This window comes from Acidaminococcus sp., assembly GCF_050873445.1.
In the GTDB taxonomy this organism is placed as follows: Bacteria; Bacillota; Negativicutes; order Acidaminococcales; family Acidaminococcaceae; genus Acidaminococcus.
Genome location: NZ_JBNMIU010000038.1, coordinates 1 through 23,811 on the forward strand (window position 1 = coordinate 1; position 23,811 = coordinate 23,811).

The following is a 23,811-nucleotide window of genomic DNA, read 5'->3' on the forward strand; positions in this document are numbered from 1 at the left end:
GCAGCCAAGAAGTACAACACTACCATGCGTGTAGGTGCTTACATCGTAGCTCTGGGCGCTCTGGCCGAACCGATGAAACTGAGAGGCATTATCTAATAGAACCCAAAAACGGATCCTGTGCCCAGACGGCACAGCAAAAATCCCCGGACAGTGGTTGTCCGGGGATTTTTTGTGTGAAAACGATGAAAACAAGGTTCCTGTCGATTGCTGCGTAGAGCGGCTCATGAGATGTCTGTTTCCAGGTTGTTCGGCAGACCATTAAATCACAGCTCTTCTCCACACTCCCTGATGCCAGCGCCAGAAGAACACCAGGCCCCGGCTGCATTCATCCAGGGCCATAGCCACCCAGATGCCCACCAGGCCCCAGAGCAGGTGTACACCGAAGAACCAGCTGCCCAATACGGATACGGACCACATGAAGATGATTCCGATGGTGATGGGTGCCTTCACATCGCCGGCTGCATTCAGGGCCATGACCATGCACATGTTCACGGCCCGTCCGATTTCTAGGAAAATATCGACAAACAGGATCATTTTGCCCAGAGCGTGGACTTCCGGATTCGCTGTGAACAGAGAGAAAATCGCATCGCTGTGGAAGTAGACCAGGATGGCCAGGGAACCGGACAGCAGCATGGAAATCAATATGGTGAACTTTACTCTTTTGTCTACTTCACGGTTTTCGTCCGCCCCCTTGAAATAACTGACCAGGATCTGGGTGGCCATAGCCAGGGCCTGGGAATACAGGTAACTGATCATGGCAATGATGTAGGCGTATACCTTGGTGGTGATCACTGCAATCCCGAACAGATTCACAAAGGTCATGATGGTGGTCTGGGACAGCTGATAGGAGAATGTTTCTCCGGCAGAGGGAATGCCCAGGTACAGCAGTTTCCCCAGGGTCTTTCTGGGGAAAGGCCGCAGATGGCGGAAGGAAAGACGCAGAGGCGTTTTTTTTCGCAGCAGGTAGATGACCAGCAGTAGTCCCAGGGTCTTGGCCGTATTGGTGGAAATACAAACCCCGGCTACCCCAAGGGAGGGGATGGGTCCAAGACCGTGGATCAGGATCATGTTGCCGCAGATGTTCAGTACGTTCATGATGCTGGAACAGAGCATGGTTTCTCGCAGCAGGCCAAAGCCCCGCAGAAAGGAGATGAAGGCCATATAGGCACTCTGGACGATGACGAACAGGCCAATCCAGCGCAGATACAGGAAGGCATCTGCCCGGATTTCCGCGGGTACTCCCAGGATGGTCAGGAACACTTCCGGTACGGCAAAAAGCACCAGGCTGATCAGGGCACCCAATATCAGGTTCAGCCCCAGGGAAACGGAGCATACCCGGCTGGCATTGTGCAGGTCATCGGCGCCCCGGTAATGGGCAATCAGGATGGTGGCTGCCTGGGACAGTACGGACAGGGTCAGGATGATCATATTTACGATCATATTGTCATTTCCAACGGCTGCTACCGCATCCTGGGAATAATGGCTCAGCATGAACTGGTCCATATTGGGAACCAGCATCTGCAGACCGATTTCGATGAAAATGGGCAGGGACATGGCAAATACCGACCAGCGGCTTTGATATTCTTTTGTCACGGCAAGGACCTCCTGTGGAATATTACGATTTTTACAAACTGTTTTGTTTGTACTATGCTAGCACAGCGGGAGAGCCTTGACAATACGCTGAAAATATTCGGGAAAAGTGGAATTTTATGAAAGTTTCGTTTATAATAAGAAAAGATTGATCATCCTGAATCAAGGAGGCAGATGCCATGGAAAACCAGGAACGGAGAGAGAAAATCCTGGAAATGCTGCAGGCGGCTACAAAACCGGTGACAGGAACTGAAATGGCCCAGGTGTGCCAGGTCAGTCGTCAGATCATCGTGGGAGATATTGCCCTGCTGCGGGCCAGCGGTACGCCGGTGATGTCCACGCCACGGGGCTACCAGCTGCAGCAGGCCAAACCTGCCGGACTGCAGGAATCCTTTTTGTGCAAACATGGGCCAGAGAAAGTAGAAGCGGAACTCAATGCCATTGTGGATAACGGGGGAGTTGTCCACAATGTGGTTGTGGAACATGAAGTCTACGGGTTCCTGGAAGGAGAGCTGAATCTGAAATCCCGCCGGGATGTGCAGCTGTATCTCAAAAAAATGAGAATGGATCAGGCACCGCTGCTGTCCAGCATATCGGCCGGTGTCCACTCCCATCTGGTGGAAGCGTCTACGCCGGAAGAGATGGAGGCAGTGCGGAAGGCCCTGGAGCAGCTGGGAGTGCTGGTGGAAGAAAAGAAATAAAAAAAGGGGGGTGTGAAAAAATATTTTTTCACACCCCCCTCGATTGAGGTCCGGAGCCGAAGAAAACAGGGTTGCACCGGAATTGCTTTAAATGGTTGCCTGGAAGTTGCTCCATTGATCGGAACCTGCACAGGGGATTTCCTGTTTCGGATCCTTCTTCAAATCAATCAGGCGAAAATCACATTTGTCCATATCCAGCATGCGGGCAGCCAGACGTTTGCCCCGTTCCAGATCAGCGGTGAAGCATACTTCCGCCCGGCCGATACCGGTGGTCTGGGCCAGATGCCGTTTCTGGAGATTTTCCAGGGCATCCTGAGCCGTCCGTTCCGCCGGATCCAGCACTGTCACAGAAGGACCGAATTCTTCTTCGATTTCTTTCCGCACGAAGGGATAGTGGGTGCAGGACAAAAGTACTGTATCTACCCCATGAGCTTTCAGCTTTTCTGCATATTCATGGATGGCGGCCTTCACTTCCGGGCTGCCGAATTTTTCTCCTTCAATCAGAGGGACGAACTTGGGGCAGCCCTGACCGAACACCTGGATCTGGGGGCACAGCTTCTGGATTTCCCGTTTGTGGGCTCCGGTGGAAACAGTGAAGTCCGTGGCAAAGAAACCTACCCGGTTATTCTTCGTTACCAGAGGGACCATACGGGACCCTTTGGCCATACCGATCACATCAAAGGGATAACTGCCCTTGATTACATCCGTGCCCAGCACTGTAATGGTATTGCAGGCTACTACCAGCTGTTTGATATTTCGTTTATTCAGCCAGGCCGTCATATCGCCTACGAACCGGGTAATTTCTTCCCGGCTGCGGTTCCCATAGGGAGTACGGGCCGTATCGCCGATAAAGATGAAGTTTTCGTGGGGCATCTTGGCCTGGAGCCATTTCAAGACGGTCAAACCGCCTACGCCGGAATCGATGACACCAATGGGTTGTGTTGCCTGCATGATCAAGACCTCCTATATAAACAAAAATAAGGCCAGCAAAAGACAAGCATCTAAAAGAAGATGTCTTTAACAGGCCTTATCGATGGGCAGGAACAGGGGGAAATCTGTTCCCAAATCCATAAGGATTTTCAATTATACGTTGCTTTCTTCTAGCAACACTGTCAGTATAGCACAAAAGGAATGATTATACAAGATAATTTCATGAATTTTTCCTGTTTTCCGCTAAATTCCATTGACCCCTGTCGGGTCTCTATGGTACGCTAACAGGAAAAAGAAAAAGGAGTATCAATTTATGGAAAAACATTATCCGCCCGATTCAATTTTTGTCACCGGGGTGGCCAAGGTTTCCCGGGATGACGTAATCAATTCCATGTATGGGACCTTTTCCCTGAGCCTGGTCATTGACCGAAAAACCGGAGATATCCTCCACTGCAGCGCCAACATGATCATGGCTGATACCATTTCGTTTTTGCAGGATATCCTGATCGGCAAAAACCTGCTGCACGATATGGAATGGATGGTGCAGGAGCTGCGCCGGCGCTTCCTGGCCCTGTCTCAAAAAGCCGTAATCGCTGCTCTGAAGGACGCCCAGAACCATTATTTGAATGTGTATCCTGTCAGCTGAAAATGGCGTAAGGCATATGCCGAGAAAGCCGGATTTTTCCTTCAATCGGAAAAGGAGTGTACTGAAATGGCAGAAAAAAAGAAAAGCAAGTTCAAGCTTCATGCACTGAACCCCATGGTGCTATTGGGAATCATCATGTTTGTTGCGTTCCTGGCGTCCTATATCGTCCCGGCCGGGGAATACAGCCGGATCATGAATCCCGTCCTGCATAAAGAAGTTGTGGACCCCGCCACCTTCCATTATATCGACCAGCAGCCTGTTTCCATTTTCTATCTGTTCCAGTCCCTGACGTTGGGTCTGCAGAACGCAGCAGAAATCATTTCTTTCCTTTTTATCATCGGCGGCATGTTCGCTATCATGGATGCTACCGGCGCCATCAATGCCGGGCTGAGCAATGTGGTGGAGAAAATGAAGGGACGGGAACTCCTGATGATCCCGGTGTGCATGGTGCTGTTCAGCATGCTTTCAGCCTTTGCTGGCTGCTTTGAAGAATTCCTGGCTTTCATGCCCCTGGTCATCGGGGTCTCAGTGGCTATGGGCTTTGATTCTCTGACGGCTATTGCTATCGTGTTCTGTGCCGCACCTATAGGGTATGCTGGTGCCATGACCAATCCGTTTACCATCGGGGTGGCCCAGGGTATCTGCGGTCTGCCCATGTTCTCCGGCATGGGCCTGCGGGTCGTGCTGTTCGTGGTCATGAATGCGGTGACCATTCCCTATGTGATGTGGTATGCCAATAAGATCCGCAGGAATCCGGAAATCAGTACAGTTCGGGAAGAAGACTTGCTGTACAACAGCCATCTGAAACTGCAGGAAACTCCGGTGATTACCATGCGTCACAAACTGGTGCTGATCCTGTTCGTCCTGACCATCGTCATGGTAGTGGCCGGCGTCCTGAAATTTGACTTCTACATCAATGAAATGGCCGGTCTGTTCCTGGTCTGCGGTCTTTTGGCCGGCATCATCGGAGGACTGTCCTCCGGGGAAATCGCCGATGCTTTCCTGGCCGGCTGCAGCAACATGCTCTTTGCCAACATAGTCATTGGTATGTGCAACGGGGCCGTGCTGATTATGCAAAATGCCCATATCATGGATACGGTCATTCATTATATGGCTGGCCTGCTGAATGGATTGCCGCCCACCTTGAGCGCCTGTGGCATGTTCATCGTGCAGGACCTGTTCAACGTGCTGGTGCCTTCCGGCAGCGGCCAGGCCGCCATCACCATGCCGCTGTTCGCTCCTCTGGCCGACCTGATCGGGGTGACGCGGCAGACTGCTGTATTGGCGTTTCAGATGGGGGATGCGTTTACCAATGTGTTCGCTCCTACCTCCGGTGAAGTGGTGGCCGCCTGCGCCATGGCCCACATTTCCTTCGGGAAATGGTTCCGCTGGCTGGCACCCTTGTTCGCCATCTGGTGCGTGGTTGCTCTGGCCTTCATGGTCATCGCTGTCCAGATCCACTACGGTCCGTTTTAAGGAGGCGGAACTATGGAAAAAGGATTTACATCGCTGGAACAACTGTTGCAGCATCCGGTGTTCCACCATTTCGGAGAATTGTGCCGGATCCCCCATCCCTCCTTCCAGGAAAAGGCCATCAGTACTGCTGTCTGTAGCTGGGCCCGGCGGAAGGGGTTTGAGACCTGGCAGGATGATTGGAACAACGTGTTCATTCGCAAACCGGCTTCTCCAGGCTATGAAGACCGTCCGGCCGTGATGCTCCAGGCCCATCTGGATATGGTGTGCCAGAAGGCCAAAGGGATAGAGCACGATTTTGCCAAAAATCCTATCCATCTGGAATTAGCAGGGGATATCCTGTCCACCGGCGGCCGAACCACTCTGGGGGCAGATGACGGCATCGGAGTGGCACTTGCCATGGCTCTGCTGGAAGACGACAGACTGACCCATCCGGAACTGGAGGCTCTGTTCACCACTGCAGAAGAGGAGGATATGAGCGGGGCTCAGAACGTGGACGCCAGCGATTTCCATGCCCGGTATCTGGTGAATATTGACAATGCAGTGGAGCGCCATTCTGTTACTGGCAGCTGCGGAGGGTTCGGGGTAAAATTCCATCTGCCGGTCACGTGGGAAGCTGTTCCAGGCCAGGCTCTGTTTTACCATCTGAAGGTGGAGGGACTTCAGGGCGGCCATTCCGGGGAGGATATCCACCGGGGAAGGGGCAATGCCAACATTTTCCTGATCCGGATGCTGTTGGGTGCCCGGAAGAAAACGCCTCTGCATCTGGCCTCTCTCCACGGCGGTACCTTTCGGCTGGCCATTCCCCGGGACGCGGAAGCGGTGGTCATGGTGCCGGCAGCAAGAAAAAACGAGTTCCTGGCAGCCGTGGACCAGGTGGCCGAAGCGCTGCAGGCGGAATACAAGGCTGTGGCCGCCAATTTGAAGATTACCGTGGAAGAGACGGCAGGGCCGGACACAGGGCTGGTGACGTCCCAGGATGTAACGGACAGATTCATCGAAGGAATGGCCCTGTCGCCCGACGGCATTTCCGAAATGAACGCTGTCATCCCTACGGTGGTCCAGAGCAGCGACAACCTGGGTGAAATCCGACTGGAACCGGAAGAAAACAGGCTGGTGGCAATCTATGAAATCCGTACTTCTTTCCGGTCCAAGGCTGATTATATCTGGGACAAAATCCATCTGTTGGCCCGGCTGGCAGGCGGTACCTGCGAAAAATTCGCCGCCTATCCCGGCTGGCCCGATCATCCGGATTCAAAACTGACATTTCAGGTGAAGCAGGTTTACCAGGAACTGTTCGGAGAGTCCATGGAAGCTACGCCCATCCACTCCGGGTTGGAGTGTGGCTGCCTCATGGAAAAACGGCCCGAGCTGGAAGCCATCTCCCTGGGCCCCAACTGCTGGGACCTCCATTCTCCCCAGGAGCGTTTAAGTGTCCGCAGCACTCTCAGAATGTACGAATTCCTGAAAGCCCTGCTGGAAAAGATCCAATAAATCTGCCCATAAAAAAAGAAGTGTCGCATGCCACGGCACTTCTTTTCTTTTGGATGCAGACCAATTACCATCCTTACTTTTTTTCCATAATCACCTTCGCATTTCTTGCTTCTGTGGGGATGACCACATCCCTGCCCTTTTCGTATCGCAGCAGTACGTTCAGGTTCAGGCTGGAACCCTTCAGCATGGCCTTCATCATTTCCAGCTGCTTCTTGTCCAGGTTTTTGTCCTGGGCAGCCGCAGCGTCCATGAGCTGCGTACCTACGGTCTGCAGCAGCGGGGTCAGGTCCATGGACAGCACGGTGATCCGGTGGGTCTTCTTATCCACGGCCATGGTGTACTCCACGTCCTTCACCTGGCGCAGCAGTTCGGCTACATCTACTCCGCTTACCTTCATGGATTTTTTGGCATCTTTGTCCTGCAGGTCCAGGATCTTGTTCCAGTCGCCGGTGACTTTGTATACCTTTTCCCGGCTGTCTTCCTTCAGCAGTTCGGCAGAGGAGATGGTGGCCCGGTACTCTTTCATGGATTTGGCGATTTCTTCCTCTGTGGGCATGGTGAAGGGAACGGTAGTCTGTTCCCAGCCCTTGTCCGTCTTCATATATTCCGTGAGCTTTTTGCCCTGGGTCTCTGCATAGGCTTCCACTGGGGTGCTCAGGCTTTTCTGGCTGCCCAGCATCACCAGTTCGGCTGTGCCATGGGCATCAGCTTTCGTCACCCGGTCCTGTCCTTTTTTTGCAGGTTTCAGGTCCACTACATTGCCATTCAGCAGCAGATTTCCGATGCCCACCGGGCTGAACAGGGTGCCTTTCATTTCGTATTGCACATAGGCCTGTTTGTTGGTGGCTTCCTGGGCTGCCATTACTTCATCGATGGCTGTGGTCCTGGAATCAGCCATGGCCAGGGGCATGGATACCAGGGTCAGGGCCAGGGCAACGCCGGCCGTGCGGATTTTCGAAAATAGTTTCATGGATATACCTCCTTGCTTTGCTTCCATAGTCTGTATCTTTTAGAATGTCACATCTGGCTTTGATTGTCAAAGAAAATTTCTGGAAACTTTTTTGAGAAAATGTTTATCTGGGAGAAATGTGGTATTATGACAGGTGAAATGAGAAGCAAAGGAGCGATATTCATGGGCAATCACAATGAAGTGTTAGAAGCCATGCAGCTAAGGCGCAGCATCCGCAGCTATAAAACGGACCCGGTGCCGGAGGCCGATCTGCATGAAATCATTCAGGCCGGGCTGTATGCCGCCAGCGGCCGGGGCAGTCAGGACACCCTCATCCTGGCCATCACCAACTCGGCCATGATCAAGCGGCTGAGCAGGTTGAACTGCGAAATCGGCGGCTGGGAACCGACGTTCGATCCATTCTACGGCGCACCGGCGGTCCTGGTGGTGCTGGCCGATAAAAAACGGCCTACGGCGGTATATGACGGTTCTCTGGTCATGGGCAATATGATGCTGGCTGCCCATTCCCTGGGTCTGGGCAGCTGCTGGATCCACCGGGCCAAAGAAGAATTCGAACGGCCGGAAGGCAGGGCACTGCTGAAATCCCTGGGCATCACCGGCGACTACGAGGGTATCGGTCACTGCGTGGTGGGCTATGCCAAGGGGGAGATTCCCGTGGCACCGCTGCGTAAGGAACACAGAGTCTACTTCTTGAAATAAAAAATGGCTGCCATTTTTGAGGTGAACCCCAATCGTTAGATTTTAGGTCTAACAATTGGGGTTCACCTCATTTTGCGGCAGCCATTTTTTAGTAAAATATTTCAGATGGGGCGGTCCGAGTGTAATTTTTTTCCAGCATGGCTTTGTGGGACAGGAAACGGGGGTCATCGAAATACTTGGCTTTTTTGGGACAATACTTGATGCAGGCCTGGCATTTGATGCAGATGCCGGGTACTTTATCGGTATCTGCCGGATTGATGGAACCCATAGGGCAAACGGTGGCGCATTTGCCGCAGTGATCGCATTTTTCCGGGTCCGTCTTCGGCTTGGCCTTTAGGAATTTAGCCGGCTGGCCATCTTCGCCTTTGGGAATGTAGTAGGGGGCAACGGGCGCATTGTCCCTGATGACCACTGTCTCCAGGGGAGCCTTGCCGCGCAGTTTCCGTTCTACTGCATCCAGCAGATCTTCGAAAGTTTTTTTGTCTTCAGTCGTGGGATGTTCCTTGCCAATGGCGGCAAAGGCATGGGCGGCAGCGAAAGCTCCGGCGGCGAATACCCGGAAATCCTTCTTTTCCAGCTCGTCACGCAGTTCCGTCAGGGCACTGTCATAGGCTCGGTTGCCGAAGGTGACCAGGGCCACTGCCGGGGTCTTCTGTTTTTCGTCGCCGGCGAACAACTGTTGCACAAAGGGCAGGGCCTTGTTGGGAATCCGGCCGGCGTAGGTGGGTGTACCGAATATTACCAGGGTATCCGGACCGTAGAAACGAAAAATATCCTGGTCTTCCGGAAGGGTGAAAGACGTATGGCTCAGAGTCACGCCCTCTGCCTGGAAGCGCTTTGCCAGGGCTTCTCCGAACTGGCGTACCAGCTGTTCCGTCTGGCCGGTGGGACTGAAAGAAACCGTCGTGATGTGTGTCAACAAGGGTAAGACCTCCTCATGTTGTTTAGAAACTTAACTTATCTTTATTATACCGTATTTTAAGGAGAAAAGCCAGTATTTAGAAAAATCGAGTGGCCGGAATCCGGATAGGAAGTTTGCGCTTTGCCGGGGATTTGCCCTATAATAGGGCTATGATTGGAAATCAGTATTGAAGGAGGGAATTCTCATGAGTGAAATCATCATCCGGGAAGCCACCATAGAGGATGCAGCAGCCATCCGGGCTATTTATGCACCCTATGTGGAAAATACAGTGATTACCTTTGAATACCAGGTTCCCAGCGTGGAGGAATTCCAGCGTCGGATCAGCCGGACGAAAGAGCGGTATCCCTATTTTGTGGCAGAAGAAAACGGCAGGGTGGTAGGCTATGCCTATGCCGGTCCCTTTGTAGGACGGGCGGCTTACGACTGGACGGCCGAGCTGAGTATTTACGTGGCTGTCCATCTGAAGAAACATGGTCTGGGGAAGAAACTGTACGGTGTCCTGCTGGATGCCTTGAAGAAAATGGGTATCCTGGATGTGTACGCCTGTATCGGGCTGCCGGAAAAGGCAGACGAATATCTGGATTGCAACAGCGCCGAATTCCATACCCATATGGGTTTTACGCCAGTAGGGTTGTTCAAGCAGTGCGGATACAAATTCGGCCGCTGGTACGATATGATCTGGATGGGGCTGAATCTGGGTGAACATCAGAATCCGCAACCGCCCATCATCTCCTATCCCCAGTTGAAGAAGCAGTAAGGAGCGCATCATGGAACAGCAAGTGGTCCTGGTCACCGGCGCCAGCAGCGGGATTGGCAGGGAAACGGCCATCCTGCTGGCGAAGACCGGGCATATTGTGTACGGGGCAGCCCGGCGGCTGGATAAGCTCCGGGAATTGTCCAAATATGGGGTCATTCCCCTGGTGCTGGATGTGACAAAGGATTATTCCTGCCAGACGGCTCTGCAGCAGATCCTGGAGCAGCAGGGCAGCCTGGATATCCTGATCAACAATGCCGGTTACGGTTCTTATGGGGCCGTGGAGGACGTGTCCATCAGTGAAGCCCAGCGGCAGCTGGAAGTGAATGTGTTCGGGGCCATCCGGCTGACGAAACTGGTGCTGCCCCTGTTCCGCCGCCAGCACCGTGGGCGTATCGTCATGGTTTCGTCCATTGCCGGACGGCTTACCGGACCCTTCGGCGGCTGGTATCATGCCAGTAAATATGCCCTGGAGGCCCTCAGTGATGCCCTGCGTATGGAAACAGAGGAGCAGGGAGTGAAGGTGGCCATTGTGGAACCGGGACTGGTAAAGACGCCTTGGGGTCACATCGCCGCTGACCACCTGGAGACGTCCTCACGGGGAGGACCTTATGCCAAAACTGCGGCGAAGATGGCAATGGGCATCCATCATCTATATGAAAGAAAGTGGCTTTCCAGTCCCCAGGATGTGGCGAAGACCATTTTCCTGGCGGCCAATGCAGCCCAGCCCCAGGCCAGGTACCTGTGCGGCAAAGATGCCTGGGTGCTGCTGATTGCCCACATGCTTCTGCCTGCCGGGATTTTTGATATAGCTGCCCGGTGGGTCATGAAGAAATTATCATAAAGGGGGACCTATGGATATCATACGGTTGGGGAACCTGCAGCTTTCCCTGTTCCTGATGATTCTCATCGGGTGCTATCTGCGCAAAAAGGAAATTGTAGATGAAGCAGGCAAACGGTGCCTTACTGATCTGGTGGTGAATGTGATTATTCCCTGCAACATCATCAAATCCTGTCTCATGCCCTTTGAGGGGAATATCTTCGTTACCTGCGGCCGGATCCTGGCAGCCGGGGCAATCCTGCAGCTGCTCTTCATGGGACTGAACCATTTCCTGTTCAACCGGTATCCGGATACCCGGAAAAAGGTGCTGCAGTACGGGACTCTGGTGTGCAACAGCGGCTTTCTTGGCTACCCGGTGGCCGAAGGAGTGTATGGATCCCTGGGTCTGTTCTATGCTTCGGTATTCCTGATCCCTCTGCGCATGGTCATGTGGTCCGTGGGAACCAGTTATTTCATGGCTTGTCACATGAGCCGGCGGGAGGTACTGAAAAAGGTACTGACCCATCCCTGCCTCATCGGGGTATATATTGGGATCCTGATCATGGTGACCCAGGTACGGCTGCCGGGTTTCCTTACGATGACCATCAAATATATCGGCAATTGCAATGCGGCCATCACCATGTTTATCATTGGGACCATTCTGGCGGATGTACCGCTCCTTACCATTTTCAACCGGGACAGTTTCCTGTACAGTGTGCTGCGGTTGCTGCTCCTGCCTGCCCTGGCCTGGGGCGTCAGTGCAGCTCTGCACCTGGATACGGTGGCCACGGGGATTGCGGTGCTCATGACCGGGATGCCGGCCGGAGCTACCACAGCCATTTTCGCCGCCCGCTATGGCAGCGATGCTCCTTTTGCCACAAGACTGACGGTGCTGTCCACCCTGCTCAGTATGTTCACGATTTTGTTCTGGTGTGCGATCCTGCCGGATCCATAATCGGGTTATCAGAGGATGAACAAAAGGATTTTACCCTTTTGTTCATCCTTTTTTCTCTTTTCTGCCTTATTTCTGCTTCAATATCATATTATGCTACAATCAGCTATTTATACGTAAGAAAGGCAGGCAGAAATTAGGAATGCGATTCCTCTGGTACTTTTTTAAATATCTGGTGATTTTGGTAGTGGTGCTGCTGCTGGGTGTGGGAGTTTATGCAGGCAACACTGCCTATGAACAGCTGTTCAACCGGCCCTGGGATAAGCTCCTGGCCATCGAGAACCATCGCAATGATCTGGATACCATCCATTCCTTGGAACAGAAATACGGCTGGCAGCGGGTTTCTGTCCATTCCCGGGACGGCACTCTGCTTCAGGGGACGTATATTCAAAACTCCGCCGGCAGCCATGATACAGTAATCATCCTCCACGGGCTGTACCAGAATCGGACCATGGATGTACCCTATGCCAAAGTGTATCTGGCACGGGGTTACAATGTTCTCATGCCCGATATCCGGGGCCATGGGGAAAGCGGCGGGGAAACCAATGACTGGGGCGTCCACAATGCGGAGGACATGGACAGCTGGGTGGCCTTCCTGAAACAGCAGGATCCTCAGGTGAGCATCGGATTCCACGGTATCTCCCTGGGAGCGGCCATGAGCCTGATTTACGCCGGTACGCCCCAGGGACGGGCCATGAAGTTCTACGTGGCTGACAGTTCCTATGGCAATGTATTGGAGCTGGGACAGGAAAAACTTATGAACTATACAGATGACAAACGGCTGCTGCTGGGTATGGAGGCAGTGGAACCTTTTTTTCAGGCAGCCATGTATTACCACACCCGCAAGACTCTGCGGGACGTGGATCCGGCTTCCTGTGTGCAGCGGATGACTACCCCGGTACTGTTCCTCCACGGAGATGTGGATCGGCTGATTCCGCCTCATATCGCCGAAAACCTGATGAACCGGTGTACCAGTCCCAACAAGAAACTGATCTACTTTGAAGAATCTGGCCATGCCAATGAAATCATGGATAACCCCCGAGGGTACGCCCTGGCTGTGGGAAAGTTCCTGGATACACTCTGATAAAAAAGACGCCGCGGCTGCGACGTCTTTTTTGTCATGCAAATTTTTTAGCCAGGGCAAGGAATTCTTCTTTGTGATTCGGATACCAGCTGGTGAAAGGCTCTTTGGCTTTCAGCAGGGTTTCATTCAGAGCCAGGAAGAATTTCGGCAGACGGGCGGTGGGAATCAGGGCCAGAGGTTCGCTGATCCGCTCTTTGCCATAGGCATAACTGCCATTGGCATACACTTGGAAGGCACTGGCCCGTTCCCCGTTTATCAGGGTGAACGCACCTCTGAAACCCAGGGGTGCCAGGCTCTGCACGGCACAGGTGGAGGGACAGCCGGAGAAATGGCATTTGGGCAGGTAGCGGGTATCTTCGCCGGATTCCTGCAGGATTTTGATCAGCCGGGCCAGGGTACCATGGGAATCGCACAGCCCCTGCTGGCATACGGTGGCACCGATACAGCTGACGGAATGTTCGAAGTCCGTATGGGCCGTGTCTCCATCAGTGAGGGCAGCAATGGTCCGGGCTTCATCGGCGGTCAGGTTGATGATGTAACAGGTTTCGTCCGCATTCAGCCGCAATTCGGTACCCTGCAGGGCACCAGCAGTTTCCAGCAGCTTCCGGAAGACGGCTGGATCGGGCACGCCGCCTGTGGGTTTGTATTCCACATAGTACAGACCATCCTGTTTTTGGGCATGGATCCGGGGATTTTCCAGTACGGTATCGTCTTTGCCGCTCTTTTTCAGAACCGGTACCGGTTCCAGTTCCAGAGGGAGCACACCGCTGTTTTTTGCTCGTTCTGCAGCGTCCAGCACTTCCTGCCGGAATTTCTCATCTCCCAGCTTGTCCCTGATGAAACGGGAGCGGGCGGTACCCCGGTGCTGATAGTCACCGTACTTCATATATACATTCCGGGCATATCCTTCGATGTACCAGGATAAAGCTTCTGCCGACACCTGTTCCCTGATCAGCAGGCCGAACCGGCTGCCGTTCACTCCGAAGCCGCCGCCGGCGTAGACATCGAAGGTGCCGTCGGTGCGGGCTACGAAGCCCATATCCTTGAAGGTGGCATGGCCTTCATTGTCGATTCCGTTGGAGAAACTGATTTTGTACTTCCGGGGCAGTTTCAGATCAGGAATCAGGTTGGTCAGGAAATTGGCAGCAGCTTTGATGGCCGGGGTCATGTCAAAGGGTTCGCCTTTTTCTACACCATGGAGAGGGCTGGCTGTCATGTTCCGGGGATTGTCCCCTCCGGCACCGTAGCAGTAGATACCGGCATCAAAACACTTCTGATACAGGGCCAGTACAGTCTGTTCGTCCAGGTGATGCAGCTGCAGGGCTTCACCGGTAGTGAAGTGGACCATCTGGACATTGTACTGGCTGATCACCTGGGCCAGAAACTGCATGTGAGCTGTGTCAATGGCGCCGGCCGGGAACCGCAGCCGCAGCATGCTGGCTTTGGCGCCTCGTTCTCCGTAGGAACCGAATTGACCGCTGGTGCCTTTGTACTTGGCCGGAGGCAGTTCTTGGGCATAGAAAGCCCTTGTGGCTTCCTGGAATACCGGGAACTGTTTCCGGATATTTTCTTTTGTTGCTTCTGTAATGTGTGTCATGGGTGTCCGAACTCCTTCTTTCTGTATTCCAATCCCTATCATACCATATTGCAGGTCTTGAAACAGCTGGTTTTTATTGGATGAGTTACAGCATCTCAAAGAAAAAGATGAACACACCCATGAGTCCGAGTCCCAGACCCAGGGAATAGGCACACAGTTTTTTCTCGATGGGCTGCAGGGGGAAGTATCCCTCCGCATCCTGGTCCAGCTGCACAGCATGGACCCTGGCGGTGGTAGGCTTTACAACCTGCTGTTCGTAGTATTCATCCGCTGCCGAATGGACATTGGTTAAAACTTCCGTTTTCATATCATATCCCTCATTTCTCTCGAAATTTGCAGTTTACAGTACAGGAGGCAGTACGCCGTGATAGAAAAGGTAGGAGATGCCCAGTCCCACCCAGATGATGAAGCCCAGAAGAGCCACGGAATACACTCCGATTACCCGGCCCAGGCCGGCGTTCCACAGTTTTCGCACATTGGTCACCAGACCGATGGAGAAGAAGCACAGTCCGAAGAATACAGCCCGCAGCAGGTTCGCCTGGCCCGCACCGGCTTTGGCGCCAGCTACGATGGAAGGATGGGCCCAGCCTGCCAGGAAGATACCCACCAGAGTCACCACGAAGCCCAGGATGAATTTGGGGAACCGGTTCCAGATTTCCCGCTTGGAAACCTTGCCGCCATCAACGGCAGCTTTGGGGTTATTCAGATGATAGATGGACCATACGACAGCCAGGATGAAGGACCACACACCAATGAAAATGTCGATGAATACCTTGGAAGTGGTAGCTGCCATCAGGATCCAGCCTTCCTGATATTTTACGCCGAACAGTTCCAGGGCCCGGCTGCGGATCAGGCTGTCAGCAATGGCACCGGAGGCCACAGCACCGCCGTCACTTTTGACTACCAGCCCCAGCCAGGAACCGGCCACCATGGGGTCACCGGGCAGGAAATAGGCTGCTGCAAAGGGCAGGATCAGCAGCTCTACAGCCACGAAAACAATGATGACAGAAGCCAGGATGGTGGGGATGATCTGCCGTGCCTTGATGGCACTGCCGGTGGCGATGGCTGCAGCTACCCCGCAGATGGAGATGCCGGAGGCCATGGGAGCTGCCCATTCCGGCGTAAATTTAAAGAATTTGCGGGCTACGAAATAGACCACTGGCCAGTAGATCAGATATGCTTCCACTACGGCGCACAGGCCCCGCAGGATTACCGTACTGGCCAGTCCCAGAGCGCTGATGGCCTGGATGCCGATATTGGAACCCAGGATCACGATGCCGGTCTTGATGTACCATTCCGGCTTGGCCGCACTGGAAAGGAATCTGGCCAGGCTGGGAAAGAAGTTCCCGATGATGAGTCCGGCTACCAGGGCAATCACGAAACCCAGCTCGCCCAGGCTCAGGGACCAGCCGATGTGGAAGGCGGCCCGTTTATTGGGGGTGGCAGCCAGATACGCATAGTTGCCCAGCACGTTGGACAGGATGGTGATCCAGTAGATCACCGAAAAACCGGCAGCGAATTTTTTCACATCCGCTTTCATGAAATGGGCTCCCACACTGGTCACTGCCAGGGTGAACAGCCAGGTGGCGCCCAGGGCCCCCAGACTGCCCAGCCAGGCATAGGCTTTGGAACTGGTCCCCACTGCTTTTTCCGGATCGATCCAGACTCCGAAAGTAGCGGCCCAGCCCAAAAAATCAAAGCCCCATACCTTGCCCAGGCCCAGCAGGGTGATGAACAGTCCCAGCCATACAGCCCACCAGTCTTCACTTCCCAGCAGGCTCGTGGGCCGGCTGATTGTTTGGATATTTTCTTTACTCATAGTTATTTCACCTCATCGAATTTTGTTCCGGTGGTACAAAAAAAGCGCCACCTGATCTGCAGATGACGCATAAAAAATCACGGAGTCCGCACTTCGCTCATCTGCCGGGAAAATTCCGCTGGATTTGGCACCGTGCCAAAAGGCCGGCTGCCGCAGCTTCAAAGGGCCAGTCCCTCCGCTGCTCTGGATGATTGTCTGTGCAGGTTGTTCAGTTGTAGAAAAGATCGGGCTTCAGCGCCCGCTTTCTGCGTTGTCACTGCACATTCGCTGACAGCAACAACACATACATACAAACTCGTATCGATTCTCCATGATGCATTCTCCCTTACGAAACCATAAAACATATCATTTTAGTATACATTGCAATGCATGGTGAAATTGTAGAAGATAACGAGAAAATTGTCAAGTGATATTTTGAAAAATTGCCACCGGAGAATCTTTTCCATCAGCAGGAACTGTGGATCTTTTATTGCTCCCTTATTCCACAATCACGTGGTTCCGCTGCTGCTTGGCTTCGTACAGGACTTTGTCGGCAGCTTCCACCTTTTCTTTCAGCTGGCCTTTGCCGTATACGCCGCCTACGCTGATGGTGAGTCTGATGTCAGGGTATTCCGGTACCACAGCCGCTTCTACGGCAGTGCAGATGGTCTGCAGCTTGCGGGCGAAGATTTCCGGAGAAATTTCGGTAAAGGCAATGACGAATTCATCGCCGCCATACCGCAGCAGGATATCGCTTTTCCGGATGCAGGAAGCGACGGCTTTGACGACAGTCTGCAGGGCTATATCTCCGGCTTTGTGCCGCCAGGTGTCATTGATGTCCTTGAAATGATCAATGTCCAGCATGGCAGCAGCCTGGACAGTGAGTCCGGAAATCTGATCATCGTAATACCGGCGGTTGCGTACACCGGTGAGAGAATCATTGTACAGCTGGTTGGTATACCAGGTAAGCCGGGAGATAAATTCGCTTTTGCCGTACGCACCCAGCAGCGTGGCATCGTTCAGTTCCAGCATGCACTCCAGTACGCAGGGATGCTGATCTACTTCCAGATAGGTGGCAGCCAGCAGGTATGTGTGGTCATCGGTGAATTCGAATTTGGTAGTCCTTTGTCCGGTGGACAGAGCCCGGGCAGAGATGCAGTTGGCACAGCGTTCACTCCTGCTCCAAAGGCCGAAACAGTAATCCTGAGCCATTCTGGCTGTTCCGTCATCATGGTAGATGATCTGATGCTGGGAGGAGGGGTCCACTACCCGGACCATATCGAAGATCGTGCTCAGGTCCTTGATCCGCTGCTGCAATTCTGCCGAACTCAGGCGGTTTTCCATTGTTTTGTCAGTCTGTATCATCATGAACCTTCCTTTCTAGGGGGAGTGTATTGTTATATGTTATATTTATAAGTTATAGCGGAAAATCGTATAAAAGCAAGACTCCAATATATCGAAAACTGTAAATGCAGGAGTATGAGCCTGTAAGCGGGTACCGTTGTCCTTCCCTGGCAGGGGGAAGGGAACTGGTTGACGGTAATTTTCCAAAATGGTATGGTAGGGACAGCAGAAAAAGAAAGAAGGCATTGCTATGACGGAAGAAAAATTGCCAGTACCTTTTCCTATTCCGAAGGAAATCCGGCCGGAATATACCGAGTGGTACCATTTCATGATGGATAAAGTAGAATTTGCACTGAAAATAAGCCCCATCCATACGAAGGCCCATGCCAGCCGGGTATTGCTGTTCGCTCTGCTCATTGCCCAAAAACAGGGACTGTCCCTTTCTGATTGGAATATCCTGGGGGCGGCAGCGTCCTTCCATGATACAAGACGGCATGATGATTATCTGGATGTGGGCCACGGAGCCAGGGGCGCAGCTTATTACCACGCCTACTGCAAGGGGAACGGCCTGCCGTTTTATCGGCTGGCGGCCCGGATTATGCAGTATCATGACCATCCAGATTCCCTGGGCAACAAAATCATCGGGGATGGTTTCGGTCCCCACGGAGTACTGCTGTACCATATTTTCAAGGATGCGGATGCGCTGGACCGGTTCCGGCTGGGACCCGGCGGTTTCGATCCCCGGTACCTGCGGACGCCGGAAGGCAAGGCTATGTATGATTATGCCAAAAATATCTGGGCCCGGGTGATCAAAGAAAACCCCAGCTTGGACAAGCACTGGCTGGAAGAAAAAAACGGGGTGTGAAAAAGAACTCTTTCACATCCCACACTGACCACCGGTTCCTGGTCGATGTTCTTTTTATTTCATTGTCAATAATGCCACGCTCTCCACATGACTGGTGTGGGGGAACATATCCACGGGCTGGACTTTACGCACTACGAAGCCCTTATCCCGTAAAATGGCCGCATCCCTGGCCAGAGATGCCGGGTTACAGGAAACGTACACCACCCTCTGGGGTCTGACTTTGGCAATGGCGTCCAGTACCCGCTGCTCGCACCCGGCCCGGGGTGGATCCAGTACGATTACATCAGGACGGCTGCCTCCTTTTACCAGTTCAGGCATTTCTTTGGCTGCATCGGCGCAGATGAAGTCCACATTGCGGATATGGTTGTCTCTGGCGTTCTGGCGGGCATCCCGGATGGCCGGGGCTACGATTTCGATTCCCAGGGCCCGCTGGGCCTTCTGGGACAGGAACAGGGTGATGGTACCGGTACCGCAGTAGGCATCGATGACCTTTTCCCTGCCGGTAAGGGCTGCATACTGCAGGGCCGTTTCATATAGCTTTTCCGCCTGCAGAGTGTTTACCTGGAAGAAGGACAGGGGGGAGATGGCAAAGGTGAATTTTCCCAGTTTGTCGTGGATGATCCCCGGTCCGTAGATGACTTTGTTCTTTGGTCCAAGAATTACATTGGTGTGTCGGGTGTTCAGATTCTGCACCAGGGTGGTAAATCCGGGCACATCTTTCTTCAGCATGGCTGCCAGGTCCTTCAGATGAGGGACCTGGGGCTCGTTGGTTACCAGTACGGCCATGACTTCACCCGTGCGTACGCCCACCCGTCCCATAATATGGCGTACGATGCCTTTCCGGGCGTCTTCTTCCAGAGCCGGGATCCTGTACTGCTGCATCCAGCGGCGTACCACGTGGACAATCTGGTTGTTGGCCTGCTGCTGGATACGGCAGTCGTCCACGTCGATGACCCGGTGGGTGCCCTGGGCATAGCAGCCGATGTGCAGGGTATGGTTCTTCCCTTGGGCGGCCGGAACCTGCATCTTATTCCGGTAATGCCAGGGATCCGGAGCACCCAGTGTTTCCAGTACGGCCAGATTTTTGAAGTGGCCGATCCGTTCCATGGCGTCGATCACCGTCTGGCGTTTCATGGCCAGCTGGGCCGGATAGGCCAGGTGCTGCAGCTGGCAGCCTCCGCACTGGGCGTACACCGGACAGGGAGGCTTGACACGATCGGGGGAAGATACCAGCAGTTTGGACAAACGGGCCTGGCCGTAATTTTTCTTCAGCACTGTTATTTGGGCCTGGATCCGTTCGCCGGGCAGCGCACCCGGTACAAAAAACGTAAAACTGTTGATCTTTCCCACGCCTTCGCCGGAGCTTCCCAGCCCGGTGATGGTCAGTTCGATATTTTCTTTGAGTTTGAAGGGTATGTTCTTTTCTTTCATAATAAACCCATTATACCACGGTTGGCCGGGAAAAATCTGCGAATTGGAGACGGTTTCCCGACAAAAAACGGGAAAATACAGGATAGGGACGGAAAAAAGTCGGTAATTGACAAAATTGCTGTTTTTTTATATGATATAAAAAGAAAGTCGATAAGAAAACTGGAAGGACGCTGCGGTGAGCACAGCGCCCATTTTTCAATATTGGGAAAAGGGTCCGGCTGGGAGGCGTAGGAGTTCGCTGAATGGTATGAGGGGGAAAATCATATATGGATTGGAAGCATGATCTGCTGTTGCTTTGTTACGTGGCGCTGGGAGGCGCCTTGGGCTCTGTAGCCCGGTTTCTGGTGGCCAAATCCCTGAAGGGGATAGGGGGACACGCTTTTCCCTGGGAGATGGTGTTCGTGAACACCTTCGGCTGTATCCTGGTGGGGCTCTGCGCGGCCCTTTTGTATACGAAGCTGCCCCATCCCCGGTGGGCCATGCTTATTTATTGGGGTTTCATCGGCGGGTTCACCGCTTTTTCTTCCTTCATCAAGGAGGGCCTGCATTTCTTCCTCCACGGAGAACATGTGACTGGATTTTTGTACATCCTGCTCCAGAATACCCTGGGGATGTTGGCGGCCGGGCTTTCCTTCTGGCTGGGGAAATCTCTCATGTAAAAGGAGCTTTGTTCCGGAATGAATCCATTTTTTATGACTATGTTATTGGTGGGACTGGGAGGCTCAGCGGCCATTTGGGCTCTGTACCGTCCCGGTCTTTCTTTTTTGCGCCCCTGGTGGACACTGGGTCTGTTTTTGCTGCTGCCCCTGTGCTTTACGGTAAGCAATGTCTATCTCTATGCGTTTCCCCGTCCGGTGACCCGGCTGCTGGCCTGGATGGGCGGACTGTGGATGGGCTTTCTGTACTATGCGGTGCTGGGAGCCGTGCCGGTGATCCTGGGGCTTTTGATCGGCTGGCAGGGGCATATGCCGCTCTTTGCCACCAGGGTCACCCAGGCGGTCTTCGTCGTGGTGTGCGGCCTGGTGATCGGGGGCTGCTGGTGGGCTGTCCATCCGGTGGTGCGCCAGGTGACCTATACTACTGATAAACCCATTCCAGGACCCTATAAGGTGGCTTTTGCCTCCGACCTGCATTTCGGCGGGCTGTTCGGCACGGACTACGGCAAAGAGCTGGTGGCACGGATCAATGGCCAGCAGCCCGATCTGATCCTCCTGGGCGGTGATGTGGTGGATGGAGAACTGCCCTTTGTCCAGCAGGAAAACAGCCTGGATACCCTGAAGGGGCTGCAGGCCCGGGACGGGGTCTATGCTGTCTATGGCAATCATGACAAGCGCATGGGTACGGCGGTGGTGGAACGGAGCCTGCTGGAGAAAGAAGGGATACGGTTCCTGGTGGATGAAACAAAATCCGTGAATTCCTGGCTGGCGCTTACCGGTCTGGACGATTACCTGCTTGGAAATCGGCGGGCGCAGTTCCAGCCGGAAGCGGGCAAGTTCAACATCCTGATGGAACACGAGCCCCGGCGCATCGAAAAGGCATCGGAAGAGGGATATGACCTGTATTTTGCCGGTCATACCCACGCCGGTCAGCTTCTGCCCAATCGGCTGATCACCCGGAAAATGTATGCCCTGGACTACGGGTCCAGACTGTTCGGCAAGATGCTGGCCACGGTCTCCAGCGGCTACGGACTGTGGGGAGTCCCTCTCCGCAGCGGCCCAAGGCCGGAAATCGTCATTATTACGATCCAACCTGAAAAATAAAAAAAGAGGACTGGCATCTCACAGCGCCAGTCCTTTTTTGTAGCATTCCGCCTTCTTTTCCAGCTTCATGGGATAGGCCCTGGAAGTGGAGGGGAGGCGGGTCAGTTCATACGCTTTGCCGCCCAGATGGATGGATACCGTAGTGTTGGTCCTGGGCATTTTGGGCGGTTCCGTACACTGGTGCAGCACGATTTCCGTGGCTTTTTCCCCGGTGGTCACCAGTTTCTGACAATGGGGCAGCCGGGCCAGCATGGCTGCCAGGTCTGCCTCTTCCACTACGTGGAGGAATTTATCCGAAGCATTGCCCTTTTCCCGCTGGGCCTGCAGCACCGTGGGCCCCAGGGCGATGCCTGCTTCCGTCAGGAAGGCTTTGATCTTTTCCGGGTCGAAGGCTTTTTCCGTACCTTTGCGGAAATGGTCCGGATCCTGGAAATAGATCAGCCCCATGATCCGCCACATATCGTTCTGGAAGTTGGGATAGTAGAAATCCATGGCCCGTTTTCCTTCTGCCGGCGGAAAGGTCCCCAATACCAGAACCCGGGCCTTCTCCGGCAAAAACGGCGGAAAGGGGTGTACTTCCACCGGCACATCCGGCAGGATTTCGAATGGATCATCCATAAAAAGTACTCCTTTATTCAACAAGAAACAATGAACATCCGATCACAGGGATATCCGCCCTTTCCAAAGGCGGATATCCCTGCGGATGCATGGTGGCGTGTTCTCTAATCCCTAATCACTAGCCCATAATCTCTAATCCCTAATCACTAGCCCATAATCTCTAATCCCTAATCCCTTGTCCTTACTCCGTCTCCTTCAGCAGTCTGAAACTTTCCTTATGATACTCCAGGAGGCCTTCCTTCTGCATTTTGCTCAGCTCGTTGCTCAGGGCGCTCCGGTCCACGCTCAGGTAGTCTGCCATCTGCTGCCGGTTGAAGGGTACGGTGATGATCTTCTTTTTCTGCTGGGCGGCCAAAAACGACAGGTAGGACAGCACTCGTCCCCGGATGGATTTGGACGAGGTGTGCAGGATGCGACGGGCCAGGGCCAGGTTCTTCCGGGCCAGGATATGCAGCAGATTGTCGCTGATTTGCTGGTGCTGGGAGCAGCTGCGGGAACAGGTATGGAACACTTTCTGCAGGTCCATCATGAGCACTGTGGTGTCGGTAACGGCCTGCACGTTGATCAGCAGCGGTTCGTCTTCTGCGCAGGCATAGGCTTCAGCGAAGAGCTCTCCGGGACCCACGGTACCCAAAAGGTTCCGGTTGCCCCACAGGTCGTCGTTTTCGATTATTACCCGGCCGGTGAGCACCATGCTCACCGTGTGGACGATATCTCCGGCATAATGGATATAGGATCCTCTGGGAAAGGAGCGGATTACGCCGCCCAGGCAGTGCATCCGCCGTTCGATTTCCCGGGGTGGGACGTTTTTAAACAGGGCTGTTTTGGCCAGGAAAGCAGTATCCATGATCCTTCTCCTTTTTGTTGTTAAAACAACACTTATTTTTCCCCAGTATACGGCTGTCGGGAAAAGAATGCAAGAGGGAGGTCCTCTTGACGAAGTCCTGTTTCTGTGCTACAGTAAGACTAATTTCAAATCAACGTTGCAATGAAAAGAAGAGTACCTTCCGGCGCACGGCACAGAGAGCTTCCACTGGGTGAAAGGAAGAGCGGGTAAAGAAGGGAATATGGCCTTGGAGCAGATGATTGAAATAAAGTAGGTCATCCGGGTGTGCCCGTTACTGCACTGGAGTATCCGGACGCTGTCCGCGTGCTCGAGAGGCTTGGGAAACCAGGCGAAGCCGGGTGGTACCACGATGCTTTCGTCCCTGCAGGGACGGAGGCCTTTTTTGTCGGGTTTGAAAACCCCACGCTATGCGTGGGGTTCTGGAAAGCTTTTAGCTATACCAAAAAATCCTCCTTTGGTAAAATGAAGATGGCTACCAACCACTTCATTTTGAAAGGAGGATATCCTGAATGGATA

Annotated in this window: 23 protein-coding genes, 1 riboswitch and 1 other annotated feature; of the genes, 12 read left to right on the forward strand and 11 right to left on the reverse strand. The window is 53.5% G+C overall.

Going from position 1 to position 23,811, the window contains the following annotated elements; translation table 11 throughout:
• Positions 1-258: 258 nt before the first annotated feature.
• A complete protein-coding gene (locus ACR0QW_RS07460; RefSeq protein WP_432643064.1) occupies positions 259-1,593 on the reverse strand; it encodes an MATE family efflux transporter in 1,335 nt (444 codons plus the stop codon).
• A gap of 176 nt (positions 1,594-1,769) precedes the next feature.
• Between ACR0QW_RS07460 and ACR0QW_RS07465 the strand changes: the two genes are divergently transcribed.
• Positions 1,770-2,291 (forward strand): 3H domain-containing protein, encoded by a 522-nt coding sequence (locus ACR0QW_RS07465; protein ID WP_432643065.1) that lies wholly within the window; start codon positions 1,770-1,772, stop codon positions 2,289-2,291.
• Positions 2,292-2,378: 87 nt separating this feature from the next.
• Here the strand turns inward: ACR0QW_RS07465 and murI are convergent, their stop codons facing one another.
• On the reverse strand, positions 2,379-3,242 hold the full coding sequence (gene murI / locus ACR0QW_RS07470; protein WP_432643066.1) for a glutamate racemase: 864 nt from the start codon (positions 3,240-3,242) through the stop codon (positions 2,379-2,381).
• Positions 3,243-3,534: 292 nt separating this feature from the next.
• Between murI and ACR0QW_RS07475 the strand changes: the two genes are divergently transcribed.
• The 3 genes from ACR0QW_RS07475 (at position 3,535) to ACR0QW_RS07485 (ending at position 6,834) form a co-directional block, all read left to right on the forward strand.
• Complete coding sequence (locus tag ACR0QW_RS07475) at positions 3,535-3,867, forward strand: DUF3870 domain-containing protein (RefSeq protein WP_432643067.1); 333 nt, start codon at positions 3,535-3,537, stop codon at positions 3,865-3,867.
• 66 nt (positions 3,868-3,933) lie between these two features.
• A complete protein-coding gene (locus ACR0QW_RS07480) occupies positions 3,934-5,343 on the forward strand; it encodes a YfcC family protein (RefSeq protein ID WP_432643068.1) in 1,410 nt (469 codons plus the stop codon).
• A gap of 12 nt (positions 5,344-5,355) precedes the next feature.
• Positions 5,356-6,834, forward strand: coding sequence for an aminoacyl-histidine dipeptidase (locus tag ACR0QW_RS07485; protein ID WP_432643069.1), 1,479 nt, complete (start codon positions 5,356-5,358; stop codon positions 6,832-6,834).
• Positions 6,835-6,907: 73 nt separating this feature from the next.
• On the opposite strand, the gene ACR0QW_RS07490 is transcribed toward ACR0QW_RS07485, so the two are convergent.
• Positions 6,908-7,804 (reverse strand): hypothetical protein, encoded by an 897-nt coding sequence (locus ACR0QW_RS07490; protein ID WP_432643070.1) that lies wholly within the window; start codon positions 7,802-7,804, stop codon positions 6,908-6,910.
• Between the two features lie 162 nt (positions 7,805-7,966).
• Here ACR0QW_RS07490 and ACR0QW_RS07495 point away from each other — a divergent pair, with 162 nt between their 5' ends.
• Positions 7,967-8,503, forward strand: coding sequence for a nitroreductase (locus ACR0QW_RS07495; protein WP_432643071.1), 537 nt, complete (start codon positions 7,967-7,969; stop codon positions 8,501-8,503).
• Between the two features lie 88 nt (positions 8,504-8,591).
• Here ACR0QW_RS07495 and ACR0QW_RS07500 read toward each other — a convergent pair whose 3' ends face one another.
• A complete protein-coding gene (locus tag ACR0QW_RS07500; RefSeq protein ID WP_432643072.1) occupies positions 8,592-9,425 on the reverse strand; it encodes a 4Fe-4S binding protein in 834 nt (277 codons plus the stop codon).
• A 184-nt stretch (positions 9,426-9,609) separates the two neighbouring features.
• Between ACR0QW_RS07500 and ACR0QW_RS07505 the strand changes: the two genes are divergently transcribed.
• The 4 genes from ACR0QW_RS07505 (at position 9,610) to ACR0QW_RS07520 (ending at position 13,035) form a co-directional block, all read left to right on the forward strand.
• Complete coding sequence (locus tag ACR0QW_RS07505; protein ID WP_432643073.1) at positions 9,610-10,182, forward strand: GNAT family N-acetyltransferase; 573 nt, start codon at positions 9,610-9,612, stop codon at positions 10,180-10,182.
• A gap of 10 nt (positions 10,183-10,192) precedes the next feature.
• Positions 10,193-11,023 (forward strand): oxidoreductase, encoded by an 831-nt coding sequence (locus ACR0QW_RS07510; protein WP_432643074.1) that lies wholly within the window; start codon positions 10,193-10,195, stop codon positions 11,021-11,023.
• A gap of 10 nt (positions 11,024-11,033) precedes the next feature.
• Positions 11,034-11,954, forward strand: a complete 921-nt coding sequence (locus tag ACR0QW_RS07515; RefSeq protein ID WP_432643075.1) for an AEC family transporter — start codon at positions 11,034-11,036, stop codon at positions 11,952-11,954.
• A 139-nt stretch (positions 11,955-12,093) separates the two neighbouring features.
• On the forward strand, positions 12,094-13,035 hold the full coding sequence (locus ACR0QW_RS07520) for an alpha/beta hydrolase (RefSeq protein ID WP_432643076.1): 942 nt from the start codon (positions 12,094-12,096) through the stop codon (positions 13,033-13,035).
• Between the two features lie 34 nt (positions 13,036-13,069).
• Here the strand turns inward: ACR0QW_RS07520 and ACR0QW_RS07525 are convergent, their stop codons facing one another.
• The 4 genes from ACR0QW_RS07525 to ACR0QW_RS07540 form a co-directional block, all read right to left on the reverse strand.
• Positions 13,070-14,632, reverse strand: coding sequence for a nitrite/sulfite reductase (locus tag ACR0QW_RS07525; RefSeq protein ID WP_432643077.1), 1,563 nt, complete (start codon positions 14,630-14,632; stop codon positions 13,070-13,072).
• Between the two features lie 85 nt (positions 14,633-14,717).
• A complete protein-coding gene (locus ACR0QW_RS07530; RefSeq protein ID WP_432643078.1) occupies positions 14,718-14,939 on the reverse strand; it encodes a hypothetical protein in 222 nt (73 codons plus the stop codon).
• A 33-nt stretch (positions 14,940-14,972) separates the two neighbouring features.
• Positions 14,973-16,451: a putative sulfate exporter family transporter gene (locus ACR0QW_RS07535; protein ID WP_432643079.1), complete on the reverse strand. Its 1,479-nt coding sequence runs from the start codon at positions 16,449-16,451 to the stop codon at positions 14,973-14,975.
• Positions 16,452-16,545: 94 nt separating this feature from the next.
• Positions 16,546-16,645: riboswitch (SAM riboswitch) on the reverse strand.
• Between the two features lie 283 nt (positions 16,646-16,928).
• Positions 16,929-17,798: a GGDEF domain-containing protein gene (locus tag ACR0QW_RS07540; RefSeq protein WP_432643080.1), complete on the reverse strand. Its 870-nt coding sequence runs from the start codon at positions 17,796-17,798 to the stop codon at positions 16,929-16,931.
• Positions 17,799-18,024: 226 nt separating this feature from the next.
• On the opposite strand from ACR0QW_RS07540, the gene ACR0QW_RS07545 reads away from it, so the two are divergent.
• Positions 18,025-18,639: an HD domain-containing protein gene (locus ACR0QW_RS07545; RefSeq protein ID WP_432643081.1), complete on the forward strand. Its 615-nt coding sequence runs from the start codon at positions 18,025-18,027 to the stop codon at positions 18,637-18,639.
• A 54-nt stretch (positions 18,640-18,693) separates the two neighbouring features.
• On the opposite strand, the gene rlmD is transcribed toward ACR0QW_RS07545, so the two are convergent.
• Positions 18,694-20,070 carry a 23S rRNA (uracil(1939)-C(5))-methyltransferase RlmD gene (gene rlmD / locus ACR0QW_RS07550; RefSeq protein WP_432643082.1) on the reverse strand — a complete coding sequence of 459 codons (1,377 nt, stop codon included), beginning with the start codon at positions 20,068-20,070 and terminating at the stop codon, positions 18,694-18,696.
• Positions 20,071-20,336: 266 nt separating this feature from the next.
• Here rlmD and ACR0QW_RS07555 point away from each other — a divergent pair, with 266 nt between their 5' ends.
• Together ACR0QW_RS07555 and ACR0QW_RS07560 are read left to right on the forward strand one after the other, a co-directional pair.
• The gene (locus tag ACR0QW_RS07555; RefSeq protein ID WP_432643083.1) at positions 20,337-20,729 is read left to right on the forward strand and encodes a fluoride efflux transporter FluC; all 393 of its coding nucleotides are present in this window, start codon (positions 20,337-20,339) and stop codon (positions 20,727-20,729) included.
• Between the two features lie 18 nt (positions 20,730-20,747).
• Positions 20,748-21,830, forward strand: coding sequence for a metallophosphoesterase (locus ACR0QW_RS07560; RefSeq protein WP_432643084.1), 1,083 nt, complete (start codon positions 20,748-20,750; stop codon positions 21,828-21,830).
• A gap of 18 nt (positions 21,831-21,848) precedes the next feature.
• On the opposite strand, the gene ACR0QW_RS07565 is transcribed toward ACR0QW_RS07560, so the two are convergent.
• Positions 21,849-22,448 carry a uracil-DNA glycosylase family protein gene (locus tag ACR0QW_RS07565; RefSeq protein WP_432643085.1) on the reverse strand — a complete coding sequence of 200 codons (600 nt, stop codon included), beginning with the start codon at positions 22,446-22,448 and terminating at the stop codon, positions 21,849-21,851.
• 181 nt (positions 22,449-22,629) lie between these two features.
• Positions 22,630-23,295: a Crp/Fnr family transcriptional regulator gene (locus ACR0QW_RS07570; protein ID WP_432643086.1), complete on the reverse strand. Its 666-nt coding sequence runs from the start codon at positions 23,293-23,295 to the stop codon at positions 22,630-22,632.
• 132 nt (positions 23,296-23,427) lie between these two features.
• Positions 23,428-23,661, forward strand: a binding site (T-box leader).
• The last annotated feature ends 150 nt before the right edge of the window (positions 23,662-23,811 follow it).

Excerpts from the sequence above, each read along its gene's own strand:
- ACR0QW_RS07465 (WP_432643065.1), top strand. The coding sequence starts at position 1,770 with ATGGAAAACCAGGAACGGAGAGAGAAAATCCTGGAAATGCTGCAGGCG.
- ACR0QW_RS07530 (WP_432643078.1), bottom strand. The coding sequence starts at position 14,939 with ATGAAAACGGAAGTTTTAACCAATGTCCATTCGGCAGCGGATGAATAC.
- ACR0QW_RS07560 (WP_432643084.1), top strand. The coding sequence starts at position 20,748 with ATGAATCCATTTTTTATGACTATGTTATTGGTGGGACTGGGAGGCTCA.
- ACR0QW_RS07570 (WP_432643086.1), bottom strand. The coding sequence starts at position 23,295 with ATGGATACTGCTTTCCTGGCCAAAACAGCCCTGTTTAAAAACGTCCCA.
- ACR0QW_RS07510 (WP_432643074.1), top strand. The coding sequence starts at position 10,193 with ATGGAACAGCAAGTGGTCCTGGTCACCGGCGCCAGCAGCGGGATTGGC.
- ACR0QW_RS07535 (WP_432643079.1), bottom strand. The coding sequence starts at position 16,451 with ATGAGTAAAGAAAATATCCAAACAATCAGCCGGCCCACGAGCCTGCTG.
- ACR0QW_RS07540 (WP_432643080.1), bottom strand. The coding sequence starts at position 17,798 with ATGATGATACAGACTGACAAAACAATGGAAAACCGCCTGAGTTCGGCA.
- ACR0QW_RS07555 (WP_432643083.1), top strand. The coding sequence starts at position 20,337 with ATGGATTGGAAGCATGATCTGCTGTTGCTTTGTTACGTGGCGCTGGGA.
- ACR0QW_RS07565 (WP_432643085.1), bottom strand. The coding sequence starts at position 22,448 with ATGGATGATCCATTCGAAATCCTGCCGGATGTGCCGGTGGAAGTACAC.
- ACR0QW_RS07495 (WP_432643071.1), top strand. The coding sequence starts at position 7,967 with ATGGGCAATCACAATGAAGTGTTAGAAGCCATGCAGCTAAGGCGCAGC.
- rlmD (WP_432643082.1), bottom strand. The coding sequence starts at position 20,070 with ATGAAAGAAAAGAACATACCCTTCAAACTCAAAGAAAATATCGAACTG.
- ACR0QW_RS07515 (WP_432643075.1), top strand. The coding sequence starts at position 11,034 with ATGGATATCATACGGTTGGGGAACCTGCAGCTTTCCCTGTTCCTGATG.
- ACR0QW_RS07520 (WP_432643076.1), top strand. The coding sequence starts at position 12,094 with ATGCGATTCCTCTGGTACTTTTTTAAATATCTGGTGATTTTGGTAGTG.
- ACR0QW_RS07475 (WP_432643067.1), top strand. The coding sequence starts at position 3,535 with ATGGAAAAACATTATCCGCCCGATTCAATTTTTGTCACCGGGGTGGCC.
- ACR0QW_RS07505 (WP_432643073.1), top strand. The coding sequence starts at position 9,610 with ATGAGTGAAATCATCATCCGGGAAGCCACCATAGAGGATGCAGCAGCC.
- ACR0QW_RS07485 (WP_432643069.1), top strand. The coding sequence starts at position 5,356 with ATGGAAAAAGGATTTACATCGCTGGAACAACTGTTGCAGCATCCGGTG.
- ACR0QW_RS07545 (WP_432643081.1), top strand. The coding sequence starts at position 18,025 with ATGACGGAAGAAAAATTGCCAGTACCTTTTCCTATTCCGAAGGAAATC.
- ACR0QW_RS07480 (WP_432643068.1), top strand. The coding sequence starts at position 3,934 with ATGGCAGAAAAAAAGAAAAGCAAGTTCAAGCTTCATGCACTGAACCCC.
- murI (WP_432643066.1), bottom strand. The coding sequence starts at position 3,242 with ATGCAGGCAACACAACCCATTGGTGTCATCGATTCCGGCGTAGGCGGT.
- ACR0QW_RS07525 (WP_432643077.1), bottom strand. The coding sequence starts at position 14,632 with ATGACACACATTACAGAAGCAACAAAAGAAAATATCCGGAAACAGTTC.
- ACR0QW_RS07490 (WP_432643070.1), bottom strand. The coding sequence starts at position 7,804 with ATGAAACTATTTTCGAAAATCCGCACGGCCGGCGTTGCCCTGGCCCTG.